The sequence below is a fragment of the Mesorhizobium sp. WSM4842 genome, from assembly GCF_055901575.1.
Map to the genome: position 1 here is coordinate 1,485,398 of NZ_CM148372.1, position 26,099 is coordinate 1,511,496.

The 26,099-nt window shown below is 63.6% G+C and carries 22 protein-coding genes and 1 riboswitch; of the genes, 10 read left to right on the top strand and 12 right to left on the bottom strand.

What is annotated here, in order from left to right:
- Positions 1 to 306: 306 nt before the first annotated feature.
- Together AC0NIE_RS07045 and AC0NIE_RS07050 are read left to right on the top strand one after the other, a co-directional pair.
- A complete protein-coding gene (locus AC0NIE_RS07045) occupies positions 307 to 1,605 on the top strand; it encodes an adenylosuccinate synthase (protein ID WP_473486356.1) in 1,299 nt (432 codons plus the stop codon).
- 73 nt (positions 1,606 to 1,678) lie between these two features.
- Positions 1,679 to 3,361, top strand: coding sequence for a hypothetical protein (locus tag AC0NIE_RS07050; protein WP_473486357.1), 1,683 nt, complete (start codon positions 1,679 to 1,681; stop codon positions 3,359 to 3,361).
- 27 nt (positions 3,362 to 3,388) lie between these two features.
- Here the strand turns inward: AC0NIE_RS07050 and AC0NIE_RS07055 are convergent, their stop codons facing one another.
- From AC0NIE_RS07055 to AC0NIE_RS07070, 4 genes are read right to left on the bottom strand one after another with little or no spacing between them, the layout of a single operon-like run.
- Positions 3,389 to 3,688 carry a CcdB family protein gene (locus tag AC0NIE_RS07055; protein ID WP_123150144.1) on the bottom strand — a complete coding sequence of 100 codons (300 nt, stop codon included), beginning with the start codon at positions 3,686 to 3,688 and terminating at the stop codon, positions 3,389 to 3,391.
- Positions 3,688 to 3,930 carry a type II toxin-antitoxin system CcdA family antitoxin gene (locus AC0NIE_RS07060; RefSeq protein ID WP_123150288.1) on the bottom strand — a complete coding sequence of 81 codons (243 nt, stop codon included), beginning with the start codon at positions 3,928 to 3,930 and terminating at the stop codon, positions 3,688 to 3,690. The genes AC0NIE_RS07055 and AC0NIE_RS07060 overlap by 1 nt, the downstream gene beginning before the upstream one ends.
- Before the next feature lie 56 nt (positions 3,931 to 3,986).
- Positions 3,987 to 5,804, bottom strand: coding sequence for an ABC-F family ATP-binding cassette domain-containing protein (locus AC0NIE_RS07065; RefSeq protein ID WP_473486358.1), 1,818 nt, complete (start codon positions 5,802 to 5,804; stop codon positions 3,987 to 3,989).
- Between the two features lies 1 nt (position 5,805).
- Positions 5,806 to 6,450, bottom strand: a complete 645-nt coding sequence (locus tag AC0NIE_RS07070) for a thiamine diphosphokinase (RefSeq protein ID WP_473486359.1) — start codon at positions 6,448 to 6,450, stop codon at positions 5,806 to 5,808.
- Between the two features lie 102 nt (positions 6,451 to 6,552).
- A riboswitch (TPP riboswitch) is annotated at positions 6,553 to 6,667 on the top strand.
- A gap of 43 nt (positions 6,668 to 6,710) precedes the next feature.
- Between AC0NIE_RS07070 and thiB the strand changes: the two genes are divergently transcribed.
- The 4 genes from thiB (at position 6,711) to AC0NIE_RS07090 (ending at position 12,102) form a co-directional block, all read left to right on the top strand.
- A complete protein-coding gene (gene thiB, locus AC0NIE_RS07075; RefSeq protein WP_473486360.1) occupies positions 6,711 to 7,724 on the top strand; it encodes a thiamine ABC transporter substrate binding subunit in 1,014 nt (337 codons plus the stop codon).
- A 261-nt stretch (positions 7,725 to 7,985) separates the two neighbouring features.
- Positions 7,986 to 9,605, top strand: coding sequence for a thiamine/thiamine pyrophosphate ABC transporter permease (thiP, locus tag AC0NIE_RS07080; protein ID WP_473486361.1), 1,620 nt, complete (start codon positions 7,986 to 7,988; stop codon positions 9,603 to 9,605).
- The gene (gene thiQ, locus AC0NIE_RS07085; RefSeq protein ID WP_473486387.1) at positions 9,605 to 10,375 is read left to right on the top strand and encodes a thiamine ABC transporter ATP-binding protein; all 771 of its coding nucleotides are present in this window, start codon (positions 9,605 to 9,607) and stop codon (positions 10,373 to 10,375) included. The genes thiP and thiQ overlap by 1 nt, the downstream gene beginning before the upstream one ends.
- Positions 10,376 to 10,674: 299 nt before the next feature.
- Complete coding sequence (locus AC0NIE_RS07090; RefSeq protein ID WP_473486388.1) at positions 10,675 to 12,102, top strand: M48 family metalloprotease; 1,428 nt, start codon at positions 10,675 to 10,677, stop codon at positions 12,100 to 12,102.
- Positions 12,103 to 12,199: 97 nt separating this feature from the next.
- Here the strand turns inward: AC0NIE_RS07090 and AC0NIE_RS07095 are convergent, their stop codons facing one another.
- Entirely contained in the window at positions 12,200 to 13,063 is an 864-nt protein-coding gene (locus tag AC0NIE_RS07095; protein ID WP_473486362.1) for an RNA polymerase factor sigma-32, read from the bottom strand.
- Positions 13,064 to 13,394: 331 nt separating this feature from the next.
- Between AC0NIE_RS07095 and AC0NIE_RS07100 the strand changes: the two genes are divergently transcribed.
- The 3 genes from AC0NIE_RS07100 (at position 13,395) to AC0NIE_RS07110 (ending at position 15,778) form a co-directional block, all read left to right on the top strand.
- Positions 13,395 to 14,168 (top strand): amino acid ABC transporter substrate-binding protein, encoded by a 774-nt coding sequence (locus tag AC0NIE_RS07100; protein ID WP_473486363.1) that lies wholly within the window; start codon positions 13,395 to 13,397, stop codon positions 14,166 to 14,168.
- A gap of 159 nt (positions 14,169 to 14,327) precedes the next feature.
- Positions 14,328 to 15,008, top strand: coding sequence for an amino acid ABC transporter permease (locus AC0NIE_RS07105; protein ID WP_473486364.1), 681 nt, complete (start codon positions 14,328 to 14,330; stop codon positions 15,006 to 15,008).
- On the top strand, positions 15,005 to 15,778 hold the full coding sequence (locus AC0NIE_RS07110) for an amino acid ABC transporter ATP-binding protein (RefSeq protein WP_473486365.1): 774 nt from the start codon (positions 15,005 to 15,007) through the stop codon (positions 15,776 to 15,778). Before AC0NIE_RS07105 ends, AC0NIE_RS07110 begins: the two co-directional genes overlap by 4 nt.
- 102 nt (positions 15,779 to 15,880) lie before the next feature.
- Here the strand turns inward: AC0NIE_RS07110 and AC0NIE_RS07115 are convergent, their stop codons facing one another.
- The 5 genes from AC0NIE_RS07115 to AC0NIE_RS07135 form a co-directional block, all read right to left on the bottom strand.
- A complete protein-coding gene (locus AC0NIE_RS07115; RefSeq protein WP_027152934.1) occupies positions 15,881 to 16,462 on the bottom strand; it encodes a CarD family transcriptional regulator in 582 nt (193 codons plus the stop codon).
- Positions 16,463 to 16,828: 366 nt separating this feature from the next.
- Entirely contained in the window at positions 16,829 to 17,167 is a 339-nt protein-coding gene (fdxA, locus tag AC0NIE_RS07120) for a ferredoxin FdxA (RefSeq protein ID WP_023762879.1), read from the bottom strand.
- Between the two features lie 149 nt (positions 17,168 to 17,316).
- Positions 17,317 to 17,703, bottom strand: coding sequence for an RNA-binding S4 domain-containing protein (locus AC0NIE_RS07125; RefSeq protein ID WP_473486366.1), 387 nt, complete (start codon positions 17,701 to 17,703; stop codon positions 17,317 to 17,319).
- Between the two features lie 14 nt (positions 17,704 to 17,717).
- Positions 17,718 to 21,116 (bottom strand): helicase-related protein, encoded by a 3,399-nt coding sequence (locus AC0NIE_RS07130; RefSeq protein ID WP_473486367.1) that lies wholly within the window; start codon positions 21,114 to 21,116, stop codon positions 17,718 to 17,720.
- A 670-nt stretch (positions 21,117 to 21,786) separates the two neighbouring features.
- The gene (locus AC0NIE_RS07135) at positions 21,787 to 22,371 is read right to left on the bottom strand and encodes a TetR/AcrR family transcriptional regulator (protein ID WP_473486368.1); all 585 of its coding nucleotides are present in this window, start codon (positions 22,369 to 22,371) and stop codon (positions 21,787 to 21,789) included.
- A gap of 83 nt (positions 22,372 to 22,454) precedes the next feature.
- Here AC0NIE_RS07135 and AC0NIE_RS07140 point away from each other — a divergent pair, with 83 nt between their 5' ends.
- On the top strand, positions 22,455 to 23,699 hold the full coding sequence (locus AC0NIE_RS07140; protein ID WP_473486369.1) for an FAD-dependent monooxygenase: 1,245 nt from the start codon (positions 22,455 to 22,457) through the stop codon (positions 23,697 to 23,699).
- 87 nt (positions 23,700 to 23,786) lie between these two features.
- Here the strand turns inward: AC0NIE_RS07140 and phbB are convergent, their stop codons facing one another.
- Both phbB and AC0NIE_RS07150 read right to left on the bottom strand, forming a co-directional pair.
- Positions 23,787 to 24,512 (bottom strand): acetoacetyl-CoA reductase, encoded by a 726-nt coding sequence (gene phbB, locus AC0NIE_RS07145; protein ID WP_065011280.1) that lies wholly within the window; start codon positions 24,510 to 24,512, stop codon positions 23,787 to 23,789.
- 205 nt (positions 24,513 to 24,717) lie between these two features.
- Positions 24,718 to 25,896 carry an acetyl-CoA C-acetyltransferase gene (locus tag AC0NIE_RS07150; protein WP_473486370.1) on the bottom strand — a complete coding sequence of 393 codons (1,179 nt, stop codon included), beginning with the start codon at positions 25,894 to 25,896 and terminating at the stop codon, positions 24,718 to 24,720.
- Positions 25,897 to 26,099 lie beyond the last annotated feature (203 nt).

Consider the following 26,099-nt stretch of genomic DNA (forward strand, 5'->3'; position numbering starts at 1 on the left):
CGGGCGAGGGGCAGGCGGAGGGTCTATGCCGAGCTATTGTGGTGGTTCGCCCAAGTAAATGATGTCAAAGGCGAAAATTGTTGTGCCTGAGGGCGCTTTCGGCGGTAAAGAATGGTCGCGCTCGCCGGGTCTTGACGTTATAGAGCGACGTGCGTCCACTTGGACGGACAAAGTACGCGTCTCAAGGCTTGAATGTCCGCATCGTGCTTTCCGAAATCGATTCCGATTTTCGGGCCTATGCGATAGAAGCCTGTCGTTTCGAACCATTTCAAGCCGCTCCGAGCGGCGCCTCAAGGGAAAAGAAACATGGCCAACGTGGTGGTCGTCGGCTCGCAATGGGGCGACGAGGGCAAAGGCAAGATCGTTGACTGGCTATCGGAACGCGCTGACGTCGTCGTGCGCTTCCAGGGCGGCCACAATGCCGGCCATACGCTGGTCGTCGACGGCAGGGTCTACAAGCTGTCGCTGCTGCCGTCCGGCGTGGTGCGACAAGGCAAGCTGTCCATCATCGGCAATGGCGTCGTCTTCGACCCGCACGCCTTCGTCGCGGAAGTGGCGAAATTGAAGGCGCAAGGCGTCGAGGTGACGCCCGAGCGCCTGAAAATAGCCGAAAACACCGCGCTTATCCTGTCCTTGCACCGGGAGCTGGACGGATTCCGCGAAGACGCCGCCTCCAATTCCGGAACGAAGATCGGCACGACCCGTCGCGGCATCGGCCCCGCCTATGAGGACAAGGTGGGCCGGCGCGCGGTCAGGGTGATGGACTTGGCGGATTTGGAAACGCTGCCCTTGAAAGTCGACAGGCTGCTGACGCATCACAATGCGCTGCGTCGTGGGCTCGGCCACGCCGAGGTCACGCACGACGCCATCATGAGTGAGCTGATTTCGGTCGCCGACGAGATCCTGCCCTATATGGACCGCGTCTGGAAGATCCTCGACGACAAGCGCCGCGCCGGTGAACGCATCCTGTTCGAGGGCGCGCAAGGCACGCTGCTCGACATCGACCACGGCACTTATCCGTTCGTCACCTCGTCGAACACGGTCGCCGGTCAAGCGGCCGCCGGATCCGGTGTCGGTCCGGGCGCCATCGGTTATGTGCTCGGCATCACCAAGGCCTATACGACGCGTGTCGGCGAAGGTCCGTTCCCGACCGAACAGAAGAACGAGATCGGCGAGTTCCTGGGCACGCGCGGCCACGAGTTCGGCGTCGTCACCGGCCGCAAGCGCCGCTGCGGCTGGTTCGATGCCGTGCTGGTCCGCCAGGCCGTCGCCGTCAACGGCATCAAGGGCATCGCCCTGACCAAGCTCGATGTGCTCGACGGGCTGGACGAGATCAAGGTCTGCACCGGCTACCGCCTCGATGGCGAGGCGATCGATTATCTGCCGGCCAGCCAAGGTGCGCAGGCGCGCGTCGAACCGGTCTACGAGACGCTGGAGGGCTGGAAAGGCACCACCGCGGGCGCCAGAAGCTGGAACGATCTGCCAGCCCAGGCAGTCAAATATGTCCGTCACATCGAGGAGCTGATCGGCGCGCCGGTCGCACTCCTTTCCACCAGCCCTGAACGGGACGACACAATACTTGTGACCGATCCGTTTCAAGACTAGATTCTCAGCCGTTCCGGGCATCGCGGCCGATTTGCGGGGCCGGCCCAGAAACGAAATGCAGGTCGACTGAAGCATGGCAGATTTTGTTGGTGCTCTGAAAAAGACGCTCAATGGTCTCGGCGAGCCGTCGCCGGAGGTACGCGCGAGGGTCTATGACAAGGCCCGTTCAACGATCGCGGACAAGCTGGCCAAGATCACACCGCCGCTGGCGCCTTCGGTCGTTGCCCAGCATAAGCGCACCCTGGAAGACGCCATCGCCAGCGTCGAGCGGGATTATACCAGGAGCGTGCCGGCATCCGATCCGCTGTCGGAGCTGGAAGACATCTTCTCCTCCATCGACCGCAACAAGAACCAACCCAGCCATGTTCGGCAGCCGGCAAAGACCGAGCCGGCATGGCAGCCGGCAGAGACTGAGCCGGCATGGCAGCCGGTAAAGACTGAGCCGGCAAGGCAGCCGGCGCCTGCCGCCAAAGCCGCGCCGAATTGGCAAAAACCGCCATCCGTTGCTTCTCCTCCAGAGCACACCGATGCGGTGCCTTCGGTCGCGGATCTTCCAGCGGAGGACGAGAAGAGCGATACCTTTAGAGACGATGTCTTTCCCAACGACGAGGAGCCGGCGCCGGACACCTTTCAGCGTCTGCGTCCTGCCGAGCGGAGGCGCAGCTCTGGCGGGCTGATCGCCGCTGTCGTCGCTTTGCTCGTCGTCGCCGGCGGCGGCTATGGCATCTGGCTGAACAAGGACGCGTTCAGCAATATGCTAGGTCTCAACAGCACGACGGTCGCAACCATAGAGCCGCTAGTGAAGCCGACCCCGGCCGAGCCGGCTACCGATGCCGCGGCAAGGCCTCCGGCAGCTGCGGCTCCAACGGATGCCGAGGGCACAAAGTTCACCCAGCGGCTGACGCCCGAGGGCGGTGAGGTCGATCCCGGCCCCGCTCCAGGACAAAGCGGTATCGGAGAGGGCGAATCCGTCGCAGCACTGACCACGCCGCCGCCGGCTGCACCTGCGCCTGCCGCGCCGGCCGGCGATACGCCAGCCACGACTGCGCCCGCCACGCCGGGTGCTGCCCCCGCAACGCCGCCTGCCGATGGCGCCACGCCGGCGCCGGCGGCGCCGACCGATAGCGCAGCCGCCCCGGCAGCGCCGGCCCCCGGTGCTGCGCCGGCCGCGCCGACAGCCGCGCCTGCGGAAACCGCGCTGGCGGTCGGCCAAAAGGCGATCTTCTACGAGGAGCGCACCAGCACCGCCCAAGGCTCGGCCGAGCCCGGCAGCATCGTCTGGTCGCTGGTACAGGAATCGCCCGGCGGCAATCTGCCGCCCGAGCCGGCAATCCGCGCCGAGGCGAGCATTCCGGGTAAGGACGTGCAGCTGCGCATGACCATCCGCCGCAACACCGACCAAACGCTGCCGGCCAGCCACATCATCGAGATGATTTTCCTGACGCCCGATGGTTTCGACGGCGGCGGCGTCGACAATATCCTGCGCGTCGCCATGAAGGGCTCTGAACAGGATGCCGGCAGCCCGCTGATCGGCATCCCGGCGAAAATCGCGGACGGCTTCTTCCTGGTCGCTCTCAACGACACCAAGGCGGACGAAGACGCCAATCTGACCCTGCTCCGGGGCCAGAAATGGATCGACGTACCGGTCGTCTACAAGACCGGACGGCGGGCGCTGCTCACCATGGAAAAGGGCATTCCCGGCGAGAAGGTGTTCGACGAGGCGCTGAAGGCCTGGCAAACAAAAGAGGCGGGCTGAGGCCGGGGCTTACCAGCCTCAACCCTCTCAGAAGCCCTGGAATAGCATGTCGAGCGCGGCCACGATGTCGTCGTGGCGGCTGGAAAGATTTCCTTCGGCGGCACGCAATTCAGAAGCCATCAAGGCTGACATGAATTGAGTGACCATGACATGGTCACTGCCGTTGATCGTGAAGGTGGGGTTTAGCCGGCGCCCCGGCACCGGGGCCATGTTGGGCGGCATCAACGGGATAACAATCCTTGTGTTTAGACCTTCAAGAAGATCAGCCTGAACGTCGAGCAGATAGCCGTCGCCTTCAGCTCTCCGGTAGAAATCGTAACGCGCCATCAAAACGGCCGGTACTTGGCCAGTGGCAGTCCGTTGCGCCTGACATAGTCGTTAGAGCTCTCGATCGCCTCCCTGTTTTCCTCCTGCCACCGGCGCGTTTTTTCGGCTGAAATCGCCTTGGCGATACCCTCCTCGGCGGCGCGAGATATATTAATACCGAGCGCCTTGGCGTCCTCGATCAATCTGGAGTCGATCGAGGTATTGACCGATTTTCGTTGGGCTTTTGGAGTCGACTGAAGCATGGAGCAGCTCCCATTTATGCGCATAAGATAGGCGCATAAAAGCACGCATGCAATGCCTACCCCTCCATCTCCTCGCGCAACATTTCAAGTTCCAGCCATTCCTCCTCGAGCGCTGCCAGCGTGGCGCGCTCCTTGTCGAGGGCGGCGATGGTCTTCTGGAACGAGGCCGGATCGCGCTCGTAATAGGCTGGGTCGGCGATGTTGTTCTCCAGCCGTGAGATCGAGGCGTTCACCGCCTCGATCTTCTTCGGCAGCGATTCCAGCGCGAATTTTTGTTTGAACGACAGTTTTTTTGAGCCCTTCGGCGCGGGTGCTTCGCTCCTGCCTGCCGCCACCACTTCGCTGGTCTCGGCCTTTGGCCGTGCCTTGCGGTCGTCCAGCCTGGTGCCGCCGCGCTGCGCCAGCATGTCGGAATAGCCGCCGGCATATTCGATCCAGCGGCCGCCGCCGTCCGGCGCGATCAGGCTGGTCACGGTGCGGTCGAGGAAATCGCGGTCGTGGCTGACCAGGATCACCGTACCGGCAAAACCGGCGACCAGTTCCTGCAGCAATTCCAGCGTCTCCATGTCGAGGTCGTTGGTCGGCTCATCGAGCACCAGCAGGTTCGCCGGCCGCGCCAACACGCGGGCGAGCAGCAGCCGCGCCCGCTCGCCGCCCGAAAGCTCGCGCACCGGCGTGCGCGCCTGTTCCGGTTTGAACAGGAAATCCTTCATGTAGGAGACGACGTGGCGCTGCTCGCCATTGATGACGAGGTTCTCGCCGCGCCCGTCGGTGAGGTATTGCGCCAGTGTCTCTTGCGGATCGACCGCGTCGCGTTTCTGGTCGAGCGTGGCGATCTCCAGATTGGTGCCGAGCCGCACCGTGCCTGAGTCCGGCTTCAATTCGCCGGTCAGCATCTTCAGCAGTGTCGTCTTGCCGGCACCGTTCGGGCCGACCAGGCCGACGCGGTCGCCGCGCTGGATGCGGGTCGAGAAGCCCTTGACCACAGTGAGGTCGCCAAAGCTCTTCTCGATGGTCTTGGCCTCGATCACCAGCTTGCCGGATTCGGCGGCGTCGCTGGCCACCATGGTCGCCGCACCCTCGGCGCCGCGATGGCCACGAAAGCGCTGGCGCATGGTCTGCAGTTCGCCGAGCCGGCGCATGTTGCGCTTGCGCCTTGCAGTCACGCCGTAGCGCAGCCAGTGCTCCTCGCGCACGATCTGGCGGCCAAGCTTGTGCTGCTCGCGTTCTTCTTCTTCCAGAACGGTGTCGCGCCATTCCTCGAAATGGCCAAAGCCCTTGTCCAGCCTGCGGGTCTGGCCGCGATCGAGCCAGACGGTGGCGCGCGACACGCGCTCGAGGAAGCGGCGGTCATGCGAGATGACGATCAGCGCCGAAGAGGTGCGGGCAAGCTCCTCCTCCAGCCATTCGATGACCGACAGGTCGAGATGGTTGGTCGGCTCATCGAGGAGGAGAATGTCGGGCTCCGGCGCCATGACGCGGGCAAGGGCGGCACGGCGCGCCTCGCCGCCGGAGAGATCGTTCGGCCGCTCGTCGCCGGACAGGCCGAGATGCTCCATCAGATAGGTGGCGCGGTAGGGATCGTCGGCGGGTCCGAGCCCCGCCTCGACATAGGCGCGGACGCTGGCGAAACCATCCAAGTCGGGCATTTGCGGCAGGTAGCGCACTGTCGCCGAGGGCTGGCGGAACACCTCGCCGTCCTGCGGCTCTATCAATCCCGCAGCGATCTTGAGCAACGTCGATTTGCCCGAGCCGTTGCGGCCGACCAAAGCGATCTTGTCGCCCGCCGACGCCGTCAGTTCCGCCCCGTCGAGCAGCGGCGTGCCACCGAAGGTCAGTTTTATGCCGTCGAGATTGAGAAGTGGCGGCGCCATGTCAGCTTCCAGGTAAGGGGAATGGGTGGGCGAGCAACAGCGCGCGGCCACTGCTCAGCGCAATTTCCAGCCGGCCCTTGACCTCGTTGGAAATGGTCAGCGACGAACCGAACGCCATCTCGATATGGTTCAGCGGCCATTTGGCGCCGGTCACGGTCAGGCCGGTAAGGTCGGAAAAGCCGAGAATCGAAAACAGCGTGCCATCGGCGTAGTCGAAGCCGGCCTTTCCGCGAAGCAAGGGAGTGCCTTCCTGTGCGCCGCTGGTCAAAAGCACCTCCGTCCCTGCCTCGGCCAGTCGGACACTGAGCGCCAGGTGCAGGAAGGCGTGGTCGGTGCGCTTGCCGCCGAACGCGCCGGCGAGCACGAGACTGGTCGCGCCGCGTTCGAGCGCGGCGGCGATAGCCAGTTCGCCGTCGGTCTTGTCCTTTTCTGCCGGAAACACCTGGCGGGCCACGGCGGCCAACTCGTCCGGCAAGTCCGCCGGCACCGAATCGAAGTCGCCGACCCAGAGTTCCGGCGTCAGGTTCAGCGTCCGGGCATGGCTCATGCCGGCGTCGGCGGCGATGACACGGGAGCCTTCGACCTGGCGGTCGAGCAGCGGCGTGCGGATTAGATCGCCGCCAAGCAGGATGGTGAATTTGCTCATATGCGTGGCCCTTACCAGCCCTGCTTGCCAAACGGAAGGCCGCGTTCCAGATGCCCGGCAAACTTCCGCTTGCGCCGCAACCAGGCCGGGCCTATGTGTCGAAACGCTCTAACGGGGTGCTGGACGCGATCTTCGCGAGCCAGCTGAGAGGCGACCATGCCAACCCGCTGAACCTGATCCGGTTTGTACCGGCGGAGGGATTAGACGTTTCGGACAGCCCGACGCCTCAATTCCTTTCAACGCGAACGAAGGAGGCGCCGATGCGCACGTTTTTATACACTCTAGTTTCGGCAGTGCTGCTTGCGGCGACTGTTCCCGCCGGCATCGGGCCGGCATCCGCGCAGGAAAAACTCACCGTCTATACCTATGAGAGCTTCACCGCCGACTGGGGTCCAGGCCCCGCGGTGAAGAAGGCCTTCGAGGCCGAATGCGGCTGTACTCTCGAATTCGTCGCGGTCGCCGACGGCGTCGCCCTGCTCAACCGCGTCAAGCTGGAAGGGGCCGCGACCAAGGCCGACATCGTGCTCGGCCTCGACACCAATCTGACTGCGGAAGCCAAGGCCACCGGCCTGTTTTCGCCGCATGGTGCCGTCATCGATGTCAATGTGCCGGGCGGCTGGAGCGACGATGTTTTCGTGCCGTTCGACTATGGCTATTTCGCCGTCGTCTACGACACCGAAAAGCTGAAGACGCCGCCGAAGAGCCTGAAGGAATTGGTCGAGGGCAATGCCGATGAGAAGATCGTCATCCAGGATCCGCGCACCTCGACGCCCGGTCTCGGCTTGTTGTTGTGGGTGAGGTCGGTTTATGGCGACAAGGCGCCGGAAGCCTGGGCCAAGCTTAGGGCAAAGGTGCTCACCGTGACGCCGGGCTGGAGCGAGGCCTATGGCCTGTTCACCAAGGGCGAGGCGCCGATGGTGCTGTCCTATACCACGTCGCCGGCCTATCACATGGTCGCCGAAAACACCGAACGCTATCAGGCGGCGTCCTTCGAGGAGGGCGAGTATCTGCAGATCGAGGTTGCCGGCATCACCACGTCAGGCGCGAAGAACCCGTTGGCGAGACAGTTCCTGACTTTCATGACCGGACCGAAATTCCAGGATGTCATCCCCGAGACCAACTGGATGTTCCCTGCCGGCAAGACCGACAAGCCGCTCAATCCGGCTTTCGACAAGCTCGTCAAGCCGACCAAGACTTTGCTTTTCAGCCCCGAAGCGGTCGCCGCCAATCGCAAGGCCTGGGTCGACGAATGGCTGTCGGTGATGAGCAAGTAGCTTGTGATTGAAAGATGATTACTCTACGGCGCCCGCCTCTGTCCTGCCCTCCTTGCCAAAACTTGGCATTTCCCCCTCAAGGGGGGAGATCGGATGTCACTTCCGCTTTCGCCAATCGCAACAGTCGAAAGATTGAGGCGAGGATGAAGCTGCCAATCTCCCCACTTGAGGGGGAGATGTCCGGCAGGACAGAGGGGTGGGCGGGAACTCGACCTCAGCCATATTTTCTGCTTCTACGATCGTTGAACTAGGCAGGGCGGCATGCATACCGGATATCCTGCCGATCCCCGCGTCACCGCCGGCATTCTCGCGCTTGCCGCTGTTGCGCTGCTGGTCGGCGGAGCGTTCGCCGGGCTCATCGTCGAAGGCGCCCGCGACCCGTCCGGCGCCGCGTCGACCTTCGATTCCTACCTCTTCCGGGTCGCCCGTTTCACGCTGTTGCAGGCTTTGCTGTCGACACTGCTTTCCGTCGTGCCGGCGCTGTTCGTTGCGCGGGCGCTGTCGCGGCATCCGCGCTTCTTTGGTCGCGGCCTGATCCTGCAGCTCTTCGCCGTGCCGCTTGCGCTGCCGGCCATCGTCGCCGCACTCGGCATTCTGGCTCTCTATGGCCGTGCCGGCTATTTCGCCGGCGTGCTCACCGCGATTGGCGGTCTGGGCTGGCCGGGCATATACGGCCTGTCCGGCATCCTCATCGCCCATGTCTTCTTCAATCTGCCGCTGGCCACGCGGCTGTTCCTTGAAGCGCTGACGACAGTGCCGGCCGACCAGTGGCGGTTGGCGAGCCAGCTCGGCATGGGCGCCAGACCCGCCTTCCGGCTGATTGAATGGCCGACGCTGCGTGCGGCGCTGCCGGGCGTCGCTGGGCTTGTCTTCATGCTCTGCATCACATCCTTTACCATCGTGCTCACGCTGGGCGGCGGGCCGCGTGCGACGACATTGGAGGTCGCCATCTACCAGGCACTGCGTTTCGATTTCGATCCTGCCCGCGCGGTGACGCTGACACTGCTGCAGATCGCGCTGACCTTCGTCGTTGTGCTGGCATTGATGCGGCTTGGCGCCAACATCGTCGGCGACGCCAACCTGCCGGTGGCACCGCGCCGCTATCTTTCGGCCGGCCCGGCCGAGACCGTGCTGAATACAGCATTGATCGCTCTCGCATTGCTGTTCGTCGCCGGGCCGATGGCTGCCATGGTGACGTCAGGCCTTGGCGCCGATCTCGGCCGGCTGGCGGGCGAGATCGCGGTGCGGCAGGCGACGCTGACCAGCGCCGTGCTCGCCCTGCTGGCGGCGCTGCTTTCAGTGGCGCTGTCGCTGTCGCTCGTCATGGCACGACGGGCGCTGGCCTTGAGGCGTCGCGTCGGCGCCAGGACGCTGCTCGAATACGCCACCGATACCGGCGCCGGCTTCGTCCTCGTCGTGCCGCCCATCGTCATCGGCGCCGGCTGGTTCCTGCTCCTGCGTGCTGTCAGCGACGTCTTTGCCATCGCCCCTGTCATGGTCGTCACCGTCAATGCGGTAATGGCGATGCCGTTTGCCATCCGCGCCATTCGCCCCGGCTATGATGCGGCGAGCGAACGCCACGAACGGCTCTGTTTGCTGCTTGGCATTTCGGGCTGGAACCGGTTCCGGCTGGTCGACTGGCCGTCGCTGCGGCGGCCGCTCGCCACCGGTTTCGCGTTCGCCATGGCTTTGTCGCTCGGCGATCTCGGCGTCATTGCCCTGTTCGGCAGCGACTCCCTGCAGACACTGCCTTACCTCTTGCTGGCGCGCATGGGCAGCTACCGCACGATGGACGCGGCAGGCCTGGCGTTGCTGCTCGGCCTGGTTTGTCTTGCGCTTGTCCTGGCCGCTGACTGGCTGGGGCAGGGAGAAAAATCATGATGCTCAACAGTGCGGAAAGCGGTACGGCCGTGCGGCTGGAAAAGGTCTCGTTCAGCTATCGCGAAGCGCCGTTTTTATTCGATGTCGAGTTCGCCGCCTCGAAGATCACCGCCATCATGGGGCCGAGCGGTTCGGGAAAATCGACGCTGCTCAATCTGGTGGCCGGCTTCGAGACGCCGCGATCGGGCCGCGTGCTGATCGGCGGCGCCGATGTCGGCGCCAAACCGCCGTCGGCGCGGCCAGTGTCGATGGTGTTCCAGGAAAACAATCTCTTTGCCCATCTTTCGGTCGAACGAAATGTCGGCCTTGGCCGCTCGCCGTCGCTCAGGCTGGCCGAGGGCGACCACGCTGCAATCGCCGGGGCGCTCAAGCGCGTCGGCCTTGCCGGCAAGCAACAGCGCCTGCCGCGCGAACTCTCCGGTGGCGAGCGGCAGCGCGTCGCGCTCGCCCGCGTCCTGGTGCGCGACCGGCCGGTGCTCTTGCTCGACGAACCGTTCGCCTCGCTCGGACCGGCCTTGCGCGACGACATGCTCGATCTGGTAGCCGGCGTCCATGCGGAGCGGCGCATGACGGTGCTGTTCGTCACGCATCAGCCGGAGGATGCCCACCGTATCGGCCAGGACATGGTGTTCCTGGACAATGGCACGGTTGCCGCAACCGGGACTGTCGCCGATTTTTTTACCAAGGCTGGACCGGAGGCCTTCCGACGCTATATCGGTGCAGGTCCGTTTGGCGCGGGATCACGAGATGTTGCCCGGAAGCGGACATAATTTACGGCCAAACCGGCTTCAGGCGATGTGGTGCTTGCTTGCCATGGTCAAAGTAGTGTGACTAGGTCCTCCGATACTGGTCCGGCATAGGTTGTGATTTGCCACTACGGTGTGCCATGCGTGCTCATGGCCGCGAAGGACGCTGTGGCAGTTGATTGTGCGCATGATCCTTTCTGAAAATCGATGCCCGATTTTCGGGGCCATGTGCTGAGACCCGAAAGGAAGCTGTTCTGCCGACCGGCACCGACAGAGTGAGAAGGAAACCGCTGGCGCGCTTCCTCGCGCTGGCCGGCTTTGCCATGGCGCTGGCAAGCTGCCAGATGTTCACGCCTCCGGACGTTCAGGAATCCGGCTTCCAACCTTCCAGCAAACCGATCACGGTCGACAATGTCGCCGCCAACAGCAAGCTCGCCGAAATGGCGAAGGCGCAGCATCCGCGCATCCTGGCCACCTATGGCGGCGAGTATTCCGATCCCAAGCTCGAGCGCATGGTCGCCAAGGTCGTCGGCAGCCTGACCGTGGTGTCGGCCAACCCGAGCCAGACCTACCGCATCACCATCCTTAATTCGCCCAACGTCAATGCTTTCGCGCTGCCGGGCGGCTATCTCTACATCACGCGCGGCCTGTTGGCGCTGGCCAACGATTCGGCCGAGCTCGCCGCGGTCATCGCGCATGAGATGGGCCACGTCACTGCAAACCACGGCTTGCAGCGCCAGCAGCTCGAGGCTGAGGAGGGGTTTGCAACCAAGGTCGTCTCCGACGTGCTCGGCGACAGCCCGACCGCCAAGGCGGCACTGATCCGCGGCAAGCTGCGGCTTGCCCAGTTCTCGCGCAATCAGGAGCTTGAGGCCGATGGCATCGGCATCAAGTCGATCGGCGAGGCGGGCTTCGATCCCTTTGCCGCCGGCCGCTTCCTGCAGTCGATGTCAGCCTACACCGATTTCCGCTCGATCAGCGGCGCCACCGACGCCAGCCTCGACTTCCTGGCGACGCATCCCAACACGCCGCAGCGCATCGTTCTGGCGCAGCGTCATGCCCGCCAGTTCGGCGCGCCCGGCGTCGGCACGCGCGACCGCGACGCCTTCCTCGCCGGCATAGACGGCCTGCTCTACGGCGACACGCCGGAGGAGGGCTATGTGCGTGGCGAAACCTTCCTGCATCCAGGGCTCGGCGTGTCGTTCTCGGTGCCCGACGGCTTCATCATCGACAACTCGGCCGCGGCGGTGACGGCAACCGGGCCAGGCGACATAGCGATTCGCTTCGACGGCGTTTCGATCGACAAGAGCCGCTCGCTGACCGACTACATCCGCAGCGGCTGGGTGGCCGGTCTCGACGAAAGCAGCGTGCGCCAGGAAACGATCAATGGCAACGACGCGGCGACGGCGCATGCCAGTGCCGAGGGCTGGCAGTTCGACATCGCGGTGATCCGCGCCGGTGGCCAGGTCTACCGGCTGCTGACGGCTGCCCCTTCCGCCAGCGCCTCGCTGGATGCCGTGGCGCGCTCGGTCAGCGGTTCCTTCCGTATCTTGAGCGCGGCCGAGAAAGCGGCGCTGAAGCCGCTGCATATCCGCGTTGTCACGGTGCGGCCCGGACAGACCATGGGTTCGCTCGCCTCGCAGATGGTCGGCGTCGAGCGCAAGCTCGATCTGTTCAGGGTGCTCAATGCGATGTCGCCCGGTGCAGCTGTTTCGGCCGGCGACAAGGTCAAGATCATCACCGACAAATAGGGTGTGTCGATATTCAGGTGATGCCGGCCTGCAACCGGCAGTTTCCTGCGCTTCCGGTGCTCACGTACTTTAAGTCCTGAATCTCAACACACCCTGATTAGGCGGCGGTCGCCAGAAACTCGGGGTTTTGCTTCACCAGCGCTATCTTGAGCTTTTCCATGGCGCGTGCCTCGATCTGGCGGACGCGTTCCTTGGAGATGCCGAGCGCCTCGCCGAGGGCTTCGAGCGTCGCGCCCTCGTCGCTCAGCCGGCGCTCCTCGATGATCCTGAGCTCGCGGGCATTGAGCGCGCCGAGCGCCGTTTTCAGCCAGACAGAACGGCGTTCGACATCGATCGTGTCGCCCACGACCTCGTCCGGCAAAGGATCGTCCGAAACCAGGAAATCCATTCGCTCGGTGGCGCCCGCATCGTCGGCGAGCGGCTGGTTGAGCGAGCTATCCGGTGCCGAAAGGCGGGAGTCCATCATCGCCACGTCAGCCTCGGAGACGCCGAGCGCGACCGACACCTCGCGATAGAGCGAGGTATTCGAGATCGGCTCGGCACCGTTCGCCAAGCGGGCGCGCAGGCGCCGCAAATTGAAGAACAACGCCTTTTGCGCCGAACTGGTGCCGCCACGCACGATCGACCAGTTGCGCAGGATATAGTCCTGCATCGAGGCGCGAATCCACCATGTCGCGTAGGTCGAAAACCGCACCTCGCGTTCCGGTTCGAAGCGGGCCGCCGCCTCCAGCAGGCCGACATGGCCTTCCTGGACCAGATCGCCGAGCGGCAGACCGTAGTGGCGGAATTTCGAGGCCATGGAAATGACCAGACGCATATGTGCCATGGCGATTTGGTGCAGCGCCTGCTGGTCGTTGTCTTCCTTCCAGCGCAGCGCGAGAAGATGCTCTTCGTCGCGCTCGAGATAGGGGGCTTTCATCGCCGCGCGGACCATGGTTCGCCCTGCCATATCTTCCATCATGCCACGCTCCCTGTTCCGGGCGTTGCGGTGCGATCGCTCGAACCCTAAGCTGGCATCGTGGTTGAATTGGCGACGCCGCGCCCTACAACAGCCAAGAACGTGCCACGCGGGTGAATGGTTCCGCCGCTGATGTCGCGTGGATTGCACTGCCGAAAGCTCGTTGCGGTGGTCGCTACGTGGTCGGTTGGCGCGACTCGATGTGGTTTTGAGAATTGGATTTCGAAAGCGTCTCATTTTTGAAATCTGGTTCCTTATTTCGCCAGCCCGCATCTGTCAGTTTCCGGCGCTCACAAATGCGGCGTACGCCGGCCAATGACGGGATCACAGAAAAATGAAATGGCTCAATTCGCTTATCGTCGCCGCAATACTGCAGGTACTGGCCGTCACATCAGGCCATGCCGGCGCCAATCTCGAGCAGATCAAGCAGGCCGGTGTCTTCAAGGTCGGCACGGAGGGTACCTATGCCCCCTTCACCTATCATGATGCCTCGGGCGCATTGGTCGGCTTCGATGTCGAGATCGCCAAGGCGATCGCCGAGCGCCTCGGCGTCAAGGCCGAATTCCTCGAAGGCAAATGGGATGGGCTGATCGCCGGCCTCGACGCCAAGCGCTATGACGCCGTCATCAACCAGGTCGGTATCACCGAGGAGCGCAAGGCCAAGTATGATTTCTCCGATCCCTATATCGCGTCCAAGGCGGTGCTGATCGTGCGCGGCGACAATACCGACATCAAGAGCTTTGCCGACCTCAAGGGCAAGAAGGCGGCGCAGTCGCTGACCTCGAATTTCGGCAAGCTCGCCGAAGCGAACGGCGCCGAACTCGTCGGCACCGATGGTTTCGACCAGTCGATCCAGCTGCTTCTTACCGGCCGTGCCGACGCCACCATCAACGACAGCCTGTCCTTCCTCGATTTCAAGAAGCACAAGCCCGACGCCAATGTGAAGATCGCCGCGCAGGAAGAAAACGCCGACTATTCCGGCGTCCTCGTGCGCAAGGGCGATCCGGAACTGGTCGCCGCCATCAATCAGGCGCTGGCCGATATCAGGGCCGACGGCACCTACCAGAAGATCGCCGACACTTATTTCGGCCAGGACGTTTCGAAGTAAGCGCATTTCACGGAGCGGGCCGGTTGCCGGCCCGTATGGCAGGTATCGCGGCGAGCTGTCTTTGACGGCCGCCGCTTTTCGCGTGATATGGCGGCCGTATGATCGCGCTTCGATGCTGCCGGGGCGGTTTTGGGCGGCCATCTCGCAAGGAGGGTTTTCGTGCCGCACTGGCTGCAACTGATGCTGGACTCGTTGCCCACGCTGCTATGGGCCGCGCTGATCTTCACCGTGCCGCTAACGCTGCTGTCGTTCGCATTCGGTCTCTTCGTAGGACTGGTTGCGGCGCTCGTTCGGCTGTTCGGTCCGAAGCCGCTGGTCGCCGTGGTCCGCTTCTACGTCTGGATCTTCCGTGGCACGCCGCTTCTGGTGCAGCTCTTCCTGATCTTCTACGGCCTGCCCTCGGTCGGCATCCTGCTCGACGCTTTTTCAGCTGCGTTGATCGGCTTCACGCTCAACATCGGCGCCTATACGTCGGAGATCATCCGCGCCGTCATAGGCTCGGTGCCGAAGGGGCAGTGGGAAGCGGCCTATTCGATCGGCATGACCTGGAGCCAGGCGATGCGGCGCACGATTCTTCCACAAGCAGGCCGCGTCGCGGTGCCGCCGCTGTCAAACACCTTCATCTCGCTGGTCAAGGATACATCGCTGGCCGCCGCCATCACCGTGCCGGAGATGTTCCAGGCGGCGCAGCGCATCGTCGCCACCACCTATGAGCCGCTGATCCTCTATGTCGAGGCGGCGGCTCTCTATCTGGCGCTGAGCTCGGTGCTGTCGGCGTTGCAGACGCGCTTGGAAAAGCGGCTCAGCCGCTATGGCGGCTTCCTGGAGGCGCGCTCATGATCGGTCTTACCGACATCGAGAAGCGCTTCGGCGACAACCTAGTGCTGAAGGGCGTGACGGTCACCATCGAGGAAGGCAGCGTCACCGCCCTTGTCGGTCCCTCGGGCGGCGGAAAAAGCACGCTTCTGCGCTGCATCAACCTGCTCGAGATCCCGACTTCGGGCACGGTGCGCATCGGCGACGACGCGCTCGAATTCCATCCCGGCGGCAAGGTTTCCGGCACGGCCATCCAGCGCCTGCGGCTGCAGACCGGCATGGTGTTCCAGAATTTCCAGCTGTTTCCGCACCGCACGGCAATCGAAAATGTCATGGAGGGGCTGGTGACGGTGCTGAAATGGCCGGTCGAGCGAGCGCGCGAGCGGGCGCTCGCTCTGCTCGAAAAGGTCGGGATGGTGCACAAGGCCGATGCCTGGCCGGCGACGCTGTCAGGCGGCCAGCAGCAACGCGTGGCGATTGCCCGGGCGCTGGCGCCATCGCCGAAAGTGCTGCTGTGCGACGAGCCGACCTCGGCGCTCGATCCGGAACTGGCTCAGGAGGTGGTCGACGTGCTCAGCCAACTCGCTCGTGAGGGCACCACCATGGTGATGGCGACGCATGATTTGCGCCTCGCTTCGAAGATCGCGCAGGAAGTGGTGTTCCTCGACGCCGGCGCCATCATCGAGAAAGGCCCCGCCGCTGTTTTGTTCAGCAATCCGGAGCGGCAGCGAACCAGGCGGTTCATCGCGACGCTGAAGCAGGAAGCGGAGAAGGAAGGCGGCGGCGAAGGTTAATGCATGTCGCCCAAAACTGCGCAGCGGTTTTGGAATAACGACATGCATAAAAGAGAAACCCGGCGCGAGGCCGGGTTTTTGCAATTCGAAGGCGAGAAGCGCTCAGGCTGCTTCTTCCTGCTCGGCTTCTTCGTTGTCGGCCTTGGCGCCGCGCTTCGGACCCTTGTTGAGATTCACCTCGATGAGGCGCACCGCTTCGGTTTCCGACATGCGGTTGACGGCCGCGATCTCGCGCGCCATGCGGTCGAGTGCCGCCTCATAAAGCTGGCGCTCGGAATAGGACTGCTCCGGCTGGTTGTCGGCGCGGTAGAGGTCGCGCACCACTTCGGAGATCGAGATCAGGTCGCCGGAATTGATCTTCGCATCATATTCCTGGGCGCGGCGCGACCACATGGTGCGCTTGACGCGGGCGCGGCCCTGCACGACCTTCAGCGCGCGATCGACATAATCCTCTTCCGACAGCTTGCGCATGCCGATGGAGGTCGCCTTGGCAACCGGCACTTTCAGACGCATCTTGTCCTTCTGGAAGTCGATGACGAACAGTTCCAGCTTGTGGCCCGCAACTTCCTGCTCGTCGATCGAGACGATCTGGCCGACGCCATGCGCCGGATAGACGATGTACTCGCCGGTCTTAAAACCGTGACGCGCTGCGCTGGACTTCTTCTGCGGGGTGATTGTTGCCATTACGCCATGAACTCCTTGGTGTGGTACCGGCATTCTGCCGGCCGAACTCGCGCGATCGGATAACCGATCGTTAGCCGCACAACTACGAACCCACCGGAAAAGCCGAGGCCGGCAAACCGCATAATTGCGACCGCCTGCCCCAGATCACTCTGGTCCGGATTGAGAAATTCACCTTTCAGTGATTTGGGGCGTTTGCGCCATAAATCGACGTTGTGTCACCGGCATGTTTGGTTGATGTAGCACAAAAAGTCGGAAGAATCAAGGTTTTGCTGCACGCGCGAAGGCCATGCGCCATCGCCGCCTGCCAAGGCAGTTAATGTACCATGCCTTTTAGGCGGCGTTATGCTGGCTGAAACAGCGGTCTTGTCAGTCGCCCTCGCCGGGCTCGGGGGAGAAATATTTCTCAAACTTGCCGGCCTCGCCATCGAAGGATTTGGCGTCGGCCGGAGGCTCCTTCTTGGCGGTGATGTTGGGCCATTTATCAGCGTATTCGGTGTTGATCTGCAGCCATTTGTCGAGACCCGGCTCGGTGTCGGGCTTGATCGCGTCTGCCGGGCATTCCGGTTCGCAGACGCCGCAGTCGATGCATTCGTCGGGATGGATGACGAGCATGTTCTCGCCTTCGTAGAAGCAGTCGACCGGGCAGACCTCGATGCAGTCCATGTATTTGCATTTTATGCAATTGTCGGTCACGACATAGGTCATCGGTCGGCTCCCGGACGTCCCGTTTTTGTTAGGCTTTTTTGGTGAGGTAACGTCTTTACCCGCCGCTTGCAAGGGCAGCCATTGCGCGCGATACCGGTGTTTCCGGAATGGAATTCCAGAGGGGCGATGCGGCGAAGCCCGGTTATGCGTCAGTCGTCGCCTAACAACCGGTCGGTCTCCCGGCGTTCCTTCTTGGTCGGGCGGCCGCTGCCGGCATCGCGCAGCGCGGGAATCGCATCGGCAACGGCCTCGCCCTTCGGCGCGGGCGGCGGCGACATATCCTCGTAGAGCATGCGCGCTTCTTCGGCAGGGCCGCGCCGGCTTCCCGTGCGGAGCACCTTCCAGACGAAGATGCGCCGCTCGAGAGTGATGGTCAGGACGTCGCCGGCCCGGACCAGATCGGAGGCCTGCGCTGCTTTGTCGCGATTGATGCGGACGCGTCCGGCCACCACCAGCTTCGCTGCCAGCGAGCGCGATTTCACCGCACGCGAAAAGAACAGCCATTTATCGATGCGCTGGCGGCCTTCGGCGACCATCGGAGCGAGCGAACTTACTTCTTCAGCTGGTCGCGCAACGCGGCGAGCTTGGCGAATGGAGAATCCGGGTCGAAGCGCACGGGACGCTCCTCGCGAGGCTTAGGCTGGAACGCGGGCTTTCCACCTGGTGCGCCACCCTTGCCGTCCTGCCTGCCGCCCTTCCAGTCCGGCCGGCTTTCGCGACGATCGGGACGCTCGCCCTGCGGCTTGCCGTCGCGCCGTTCCCCTGCCTCACCCTGAGGCTTGGGCTTGAACTTGCTGCGGTCGAAGCGCGGCTTGCCGGCGCCGTCGCCGTCGCGGCGTCCTTGATGGGGGGGCCGGCTGCCTGGAGCGCCGGCCGGTTGTCCGCCGGTGGCATCTGCCGGTGCGTCGCCACGGCCATCGCGGGCGGCTTGCCCGTTGCGCGGGCGATTGTCCCTGTCACGGGGCCGGCTGTCGTGGTGGCGGTGGCGCGGACGCTGGTCGAAGCGGCCCTGCCGCCACAACAGGATGGGTTTTGGTTCTTCGGCCTCTTTCTCGGCCTCTGGAGCAGCCTCGCCGGTGGCGGCTGCCGCCGCCGCGGCAGGTTCGGCCGACACGGCTTCCGTTGCGGGCGAGGCTTCGAAAGCCGGCTCCGCCGGTGCGACCGCAATCTCGGCGGTTTCGGGTGCTGCCTCTGGAGCTGCGGCTTCGGCTGCAGGCAGCCCCTCTACCGTGAGCTCAGCCGGAGTTTCCACCTGAGCTTCTGCGACAGGTTCCGCTTCGGTGGTGGTTTCCGCGGGCGCTTCGGCTGTGGCCTCTGCCACTGCATCCGGCTCCGAACTCTCGGCCGGCGCCTCGGCGGCTGCGTCCGCAACCGCGGCGTCCGCTGCCTTGGCCTGCTCGGCTCGCGCAGCTTCTTCCGCCTCCTGCTTGGCCGCGGCGGCTTCACGCGCGGCATTGTCCTGTGCCTCGAGCCGCGCCCTCACCTCGACTGCCGGCTTCGGCTCCGCTCGGTAGCCGAGGCCTTTCAAAATCTCTTCCATGTCGTCGGCCGTAGCGCCGAGGATCGACATCATCGGCGGCGTCACCATGAAAGACTGACCGTCATAGGCGCCGTCGGGCCGCTGACCGAGGCCCGGCTTCCAGTTGGTTGCGGGCCGGATCAGGTCGGCCAACCGTTCAAGGATGTCGACGCGCACCGCGCGACGGCCGAGATTGCGGTAGCCGGCCAGTTTGTAGAAGGCCTTGTCGAACGTGGGATCGATGACCACCGAGGTGCGGCCGGAGGCCAGCGCGTGGACCACATCGCCAAAGCCGGGCTTGTCCTTGCCGTCGTTCTGCAGCGCCCACAACAGCGTCACCAGTCCGGCCGGGGCCGGCTTGATCAGCGCGGGCGCGAAGACGTGGTAGGCGCCGAAGCGCACGCCGAGCCGGCGAAGGGCGGCGCGGCCTTCCTGGTCGAGCGACTTCATCTCCTGGGCGATGTCGCGGCGGTTGATGAGGCCGAAATGCTCGACGAGCTGGAAGGCAATGCCGCGGCCGATGCCGGTGATCTGCTCGGCGTTCTTGAGGTCGACCAGCGGCTTCAGCAAGGACTCGATCTGGAAATTGACGAAGCGCTCGGCGCGCGCCGCGACCTTGTCGCGGGCTGGTCCGGTGAGCTGCTCGTCGGCCAGCAGCACAAGGCGCGGCTTCAACGGCTCGTCGCCTGCGACCAGCGTGCCGATCGGCGCGCCGATCCAGCGCAGCGTGCCGTCGGAGCCGAGCGCGATGTCGCCATTGGCCGAGGCGCCGAAGCGTTCGGCCCGCGCCTCGAATTCGGCTGCAAGCGCCTTCTGGGCTGCTGTGCGCACTGCCTTGGCGTCCTCGCCGCCGGCGCTCTGGTCGGCGGTGAAGCGGAACCCTTGCAACTCGCCGACATGATGGCCTTCGACGAGGACAGTTCCGGTTGGGCTAATTTCGGCTTCAGGCATGGTATTTTCTCTAAGGCGCCGCATGAGGACGGAAGTCCTGCGGTCTACGAAGCGTTTCGTCAACCGCTCATGCAGCGCATCCGACAATCTGTCTTCGATTTCGCGCGTCTTTTCCTGCCAGTGTGCCTGATCGGCCAGCCAGCCGGGCCGGTTGGAGACGAATGTCCAGGTGCGGATCTGGGCGATCCGGTGCGACAGCGTGTCGATGTCGCCCTCGGTGGTGTCGGCACGGCGCACCTGCTCGGCCATGTAATTCTCGTCGACATGGCCATGCCTGGCAAGGTCCATGTAGATCGAGGCGATCAGGTCGGCATGCTGGGCAGGCGCGATCTTCCTGTAGTCGGGAAGGGCGCAGGCCTCCCACAACAGCGCCACGCGCTTGGCGTTGGTGGCCAAGGCCCGGATATCCTCGTCGCGGGACAAATGCTCGAGCGCCTGCGCATCCACAGCCGGTAGCGCACGCGTCAGGCCTTCGACCGGCGCGTTGGTCTCGGTGGAGCGCTTCAGCGCATCGAGGCTGGCGAAATCGAAATGCGCGGTGCGCCATTGCAGCACTTTCACCGGGTCGAACTCATGCCCTTCGATCTTCTTGACCAGATCTTCGTCGAGCGGATCGACCTGGCCGGTGACGCCGAAAGTGCCGTCGCGCAAGTGCCGGCCGGCGCGGCCGGCGATCTGGCCGAGCTCGGCCGCCGTCAGGTTGCGATACTGGTAGCCATCGAATTTACGGTTTTGAGCGAAGGCGACATGATCGAGATCGAGGTTCAGGCCCATGCCGATCGCATCGGTGGCGACCAGGTAATCGACATCACCCGATTGGAACAGCTCCACCTGCGCGTTGCGAGTGCGGGGTGATAGCGCGCCGAGCACGACGGCCGCACCCCCTTGCTGGCGGCGGATCAGTTCGGCAATCGCATAGACCTCGTCGGCGGAAAAGGCGACGATCGCCGTGCGTCGCGGCAGGCGGGTCAGCTTCTTCGAGCCGGCATAGGCGAGATGCGACAGCCGTGGCCGGGTCACCACCGACACGCCCTTCAGCAGACGCTGGAGGATGCCGTGCATGGTGGCTGCGCCGAGCAGCAATGTCTCCTGGCGGCCGCGCAGATGCAGGATACGGTCGGTGAAGATGTGGCCGCGCTCGAGATCGCCAGCCAGCTGCACCTCGTCGATGGCGACGAAGGCGGCGTTGGTCTCGCGCGGCATGGCTTCGACGGTACAGACCGAATATCTGGCACCGTCGGGCTGGATCTTCTCCTCGCCGGTGATGAGCGCCACCTTGTGAGCGCCGACCTTCTCGCAGACGCGTGAATAAACCTCGCGGGCGAGCAACCTGAGCGGCAGGCCGATGATGCCGCTTTCATGCGCCACCATGCGCTCGATGGCGAGATGGGTCTTACCGGTGTTGGTCGGCCCGAGCACGGCAGTCACGTCGCGGCCCGAGAGGATCAGCGGCTCAATATGTTTCGGCGGGATGTTCATCGACCTGGAAATCAGGCTCTCTTCTTCGCGTTGTCGGGAGCGCGCCCCGTGGCGGCGCGTGTGACAGCCGACACATAGGGATTTCGAGTGCGAAGCGAAAGCGGAATGTTCCGACGGCAGCTCGAAGGCTCTCGTCTGGTGTTGTCAACCGGTCCTGATTAACAGTTGGAACGAGTCTGGAACGAATCAGCTACGAATCGCTGACTCTTGCTGATTCAGGTTTTGTTCACGGCTACATCTGGACTTTTTGCCGACGAGTCTCACCACATGCTGAATCGCCGAACTGGCCCGATTCATGCAGGGCGGACGTCCTCCTTAACAGTTGCCGGTAAACGATCGGCGCAGGCCGGCGGGCATCACCCAACATTATGAAATTATTGATCTTTCCTAACGCGCCTTTACGGTTTGAGGGATGTTTTCAGCCTTTGTCGTTAACCTTCCGGTCAAAGCCGGAACGAAACGGCGACGAATCAGCGCTGGCGGGTGTTTCCCGGTTTGTTCACCCCAATATGTTGTGTCGTGAACAGGTTTTCCACCTGTTATCAACAGGCGAGGAACAGGGTTTTGCACAGGCTGTGCGGCCGCCGTTAACTTTTGCGTGCCGCTTCGGCACAAATCGGTGTCACGTCCGTCGGTCGGCGCAGTCGCGCACGAGGACCAGACTCCGGGTTCAAGAAATGTCCTCTCCCACGGCATAGCGCTGCAAAGTAGGGCCGACGTTCTGAATGATTTCATCGTGGGACAGGGCGACGACGGGCGGAAGCCGCAGCAGGTATCGGCACATCGCCAAACCCAGCAACTGGCTCGAAACGAGCCCGGCACGTCGACCCGCGTCGGCGGGATCAGCGACCGCCGCAACCACCGGCCTGACCTGGTTGCCAAATACGTCACGCAGCTTTTCGGCGGCGAATTCGTTCGACGTCGCCGAACGCAGCAGAATTGCCATGCCAGGACCGCTGGCCGCGCCCTCCCAGATTTCGAGAAAACGCCTGATCAGCGTTTCACCGATGGTGTTTCGGTCGATCACCCGAAGTGCCGGCAATTGCAGGTCGACGACCGCCGCCCTGGCGAACAGCTCGTCCTTGCTGCGGAAATAGCGGATCACCATGGCCGGATCGATCGAGGCATGCGCCGCGACGTCGCGGATGGAGGCGCCGTCATAGCCGCGCTCGGCGAACAGGAGCCTCGCGGCCTCGAGGATTTGGGCGCGCGTGCGGTCCGACTTGCTGGGTTTCTTCGGCTGATTCTCGGTCATGAAAATTCATATGCCAACGGCCGTTGACAAATGCAATAGCTTCGACTAGAAAGTCAACGATCGTTGACAAATGGAGAGAAAAAATGTTGCCCGATACAACGGAAGTCCTGATCATTGGCGCCGGCCCGACCGGCATGGCGCTGTCCATCGTGCTGCACCAAGCCGGTGTCGATCATGTTCTGATCGACAGGCTGGCGCAGGGCCTTCAGACCTCGCGGGCTGGCGTCATCCACTCGCAGACGCTGGAAACGCTGGAGCCTCTCGGCGTCACGCAGCGGCTGAGCGAACTTGCCCTGAAGCTGCAGAATTTCGCCATCCGCGACCGCAATCGGGCGCAGCTCACGCTTGATTTCGGCAAGCTTCCGTCAAGGCATCCCTATTTGATGATGCTGCCTCAGAACCTGACCGAGCAGGTGTTCGCCGAACGGATCGCAGCCCTGGGCGGTGTGATTCACCGCATGGTCGAGGCCAAGGCGGTCGTTCAGGATGCTGACGGCGCGCGCGTGACGGTGGTCGAGAACGGCCGCGAGAAACTGATATCGGCACGCTATGTCGTTGGTGCCGACGGCATGCAAAGCCTGGTGCGCAGGTCGACCGGCATCGAGTTCGACGGCGCGGCCTATGACGCTTCGTTCGTACTCGCCGATGTTCGTCTCGACTGGCCGGTTGGGCCGACGGAAGTGTCGCTGTTCTTTGCACCGGCCGGGCTGGTGGTGGTGGCGCCGCTTCCGGACGGATCGTACCGGGTCGTCGCGACAATGGATGACGCACCGGAAAAGCCCGAGATCGCCGACATCCAGGCGCTGCTCGACAGCCGCGGACCGACCAAGAAAAGAACCCGGGTGCTCGACCTGTCGTGGAGCTCGCGTTTTCGTGTGCATCACCGCCTGGTCCGCTCGTACCGCAAGGACCGGTTGTTCCTCATGGGTGATGCCGCGCACGTGCACAGCCCGGCGGGAGGGCAAGGCATGAACACCGGCATCATCGACGCGGTCGTGCTTGGCCAGTTGCTTGGCGACGTGGTGAAAGGCGTGCGTCCGGAAGCCGAGCTCGACCTTTACGAAGCGCTGCGCCGCCCGGCGGCCCAAGAGGTGCTTGAACTGGCGGGCACGATGACCGACATGGCGCTTACCCGCAGTTCGGTGAAGCGGTTCGTCCGCAATCTCGTGCTTTCGGTGCTGAATCTCAATCCATTCCTGAAGCTTCGTATCGCATTGAAACTGTCAGGCCTCAGCCGGGCGCCGCTTGCCCGCCTGCCGGCACCTTCGCGCGAGCCGATCGCCCGGGCCAAGCCTGCAGCCGAACCAGGGCTGAAGCTTGTTGCCTGACAGCCGCGATTGTGCGGATCCCAGCCCTCGGTCTTGGCCGGGTGGGCGTTGGGCCCGGTACATCAGTTACCGGCGAGAGCCGACGCCTCAGGTGATGTACTGGCCGCCATTGGCGGAGATGGTCGAGCCAGTGATGAAACCGGCATCGTCGGAAGCGAGGAAGACGACGCAGCGTGCGATCTCTTCCGGCTCGCCGAGGCGGCCGACCGGGATCTGCGGGATGACGCGCTCGTTGAGCACCTTCTCGTCCATCGCCCTGACCATCTCGGTAGCGATATAGCCGGGGCAGATGACATTGACGGTGATGCCGGCCCGCGCTCCTTCCTGAGCGAGCGCCTTGGTGAAGCCGATGTCGCCGGCCTTCGACGCCGAATAATTGACCTGGCCGGTCTGGCCCTTCTGGCCATTGATGGAGGAGATGGTGATGACGCGGCCGAACTTGCGGTCGCGCATGCCGCCCCACAGCGGGTGCGTCATGTTGAAGACGCCGGAAAGATTGGTGTCGACGACCTCTTTCCATTGCTCGCGCGTCATCTTGTGGAACATGGCGTCGCGGGTGATGCCGGCATTGTTGACCAGAACGGAAACCGGGCCGAGATCGGCCTCGATCTGCTTGATGCCAGCGGCGCAGGCATCGTAGTCGGCCACCGACCATTTGTAGACCGGAATGCCGGTCTCTGCCTTGAATTTCTGCGCCGCTTCGTCATTGCCGGCGTAGTTCGCGGCAACCTTGTAGCCGGCGGTTTTCAGGCCGATCGAAATCGCGGCGCCAATACCGCGCGACCCGCCGGTGACGAGTGCTACTTTTGTCATGGTGTCCTCCCTTTTTAATTCGTGAGTGGCGGGCGCTGAACGCTCTAACGGCGATTGAGCCCCGTTCGCCACTGACTATTTCATGGCTTGGCTGGCGCATGAACCCCGAAAATCGAAATCGATTTTCGAAAAGGATCATGCGCAAGGTCAAATGCTACAGCGTCCTTTGCGCGCCCCAAGGGACGCCCGGCGCTGTAGTCTGTCTTCATAGCGCTTCCACGCACATGGCGACACCCATGCCGCCGCCGATGCACAGCGTGGCGAGGCCCTTCTTGGCGCCGCGGCGGCGCATCTCGTAAACCAGCGTGTTGAAGATGCGGGCACCTGAGGCGCCGATCGGATGGCCGATGGCGATGGCGCCGCCATTGACATTGACGATGGACGGATCCCAGCCCATGTCCTTGTTGACGGCGCAGGCCTGCGCGGCGAAGGCCTCGTTGGCCTCGACCAGGTCGAGATCGCCGACCGACCAGCCGGCCTTGGCCAGCGCCTTGCGCGAGGCGGGAATAGGCCCGGTGCCCATGATCTGCGGATCGACACCCGCCGTCGCCCAGGACACGATGCGCGCCAGCGGCGTGATGCCGCGCTTTGCGGCTTCCGCCTCGGTCATCAGCAGCACAGCGGCGGCGCCGTCATTGATGCCGGAGGCATTGGCGGCGGTCACCGTGCCGTCCTTGTCGAAGGCCGGTCTTAGCTTGGTCATGGCGTCGATCGTCGCGCCGTGGCGGATATATTCGTCTTGGTCGACTGTCGTGTCGCCTTTCTTGCCCTTGACGATGAAAGCCACGATCTCGTCTTTGAATTTGCCGGCCTTCTGTGCGGCCTCTGCCTTGTTCTGGGAGGCCAATGCGAGCCCGTCCTGGTCCTCGCGGGTAATCTGGAACTGGCGAGCGACGTTTTCGGCGGTGTTGCCCATGTGATAGCCATTGAAGGCATCCCAAAGCCCGTCCTTGATCATGGTGTCGATCATCTTGTAGTCGCCCATCTTGACGCCGGCACGCAGGTGTTGAGCGTGCGGGGCCAGCGACATCGATTCCTGCCCGCCGGCGACGATCACCTTGGCGTCGCCGGCGGCGATCTGCTGCATGCCGAGAGCAATAGCGCGCAGACCTGAGCCGCAAACCTGATTGAGGCCCCAGGCCGTGGTTTCCTTTGGCAGGCCGGCATTGATAGATGCCTGGCGGGCGGGGTTCTGGCCCTGAGCCGCGGTCAGCACCTGGCCGAGGATGACCTCGTCGACCTCCGCCGGCTCGACACCGGCACGGGACAGCAGTTCCTTGATGACCACGGCACCAAGCTCATGCGCCGGGGTGGCGGCAAAGGCGCCGTTGAAGGACCCGACGGGCGTGCGCGCCGCACTGGCGACAACGATAGCAGCGGACATGTTCTTCTCCAGACTTCGAGGTATCGAGTTTTGGTATCGTCAGGGCTTTTCTTGCCCTTTCAATGATCCAAGTCAAACCTGAAATGAGCATGACGGCCATGCGTCGCAAGCAGGTCGCTCGCGATCGTGGAAACAGTCTGGCGCATTGCTGCGCAGCATATTTGGGCCGCCATGCAGCATTAATTTATCCCGCACTGCACAAA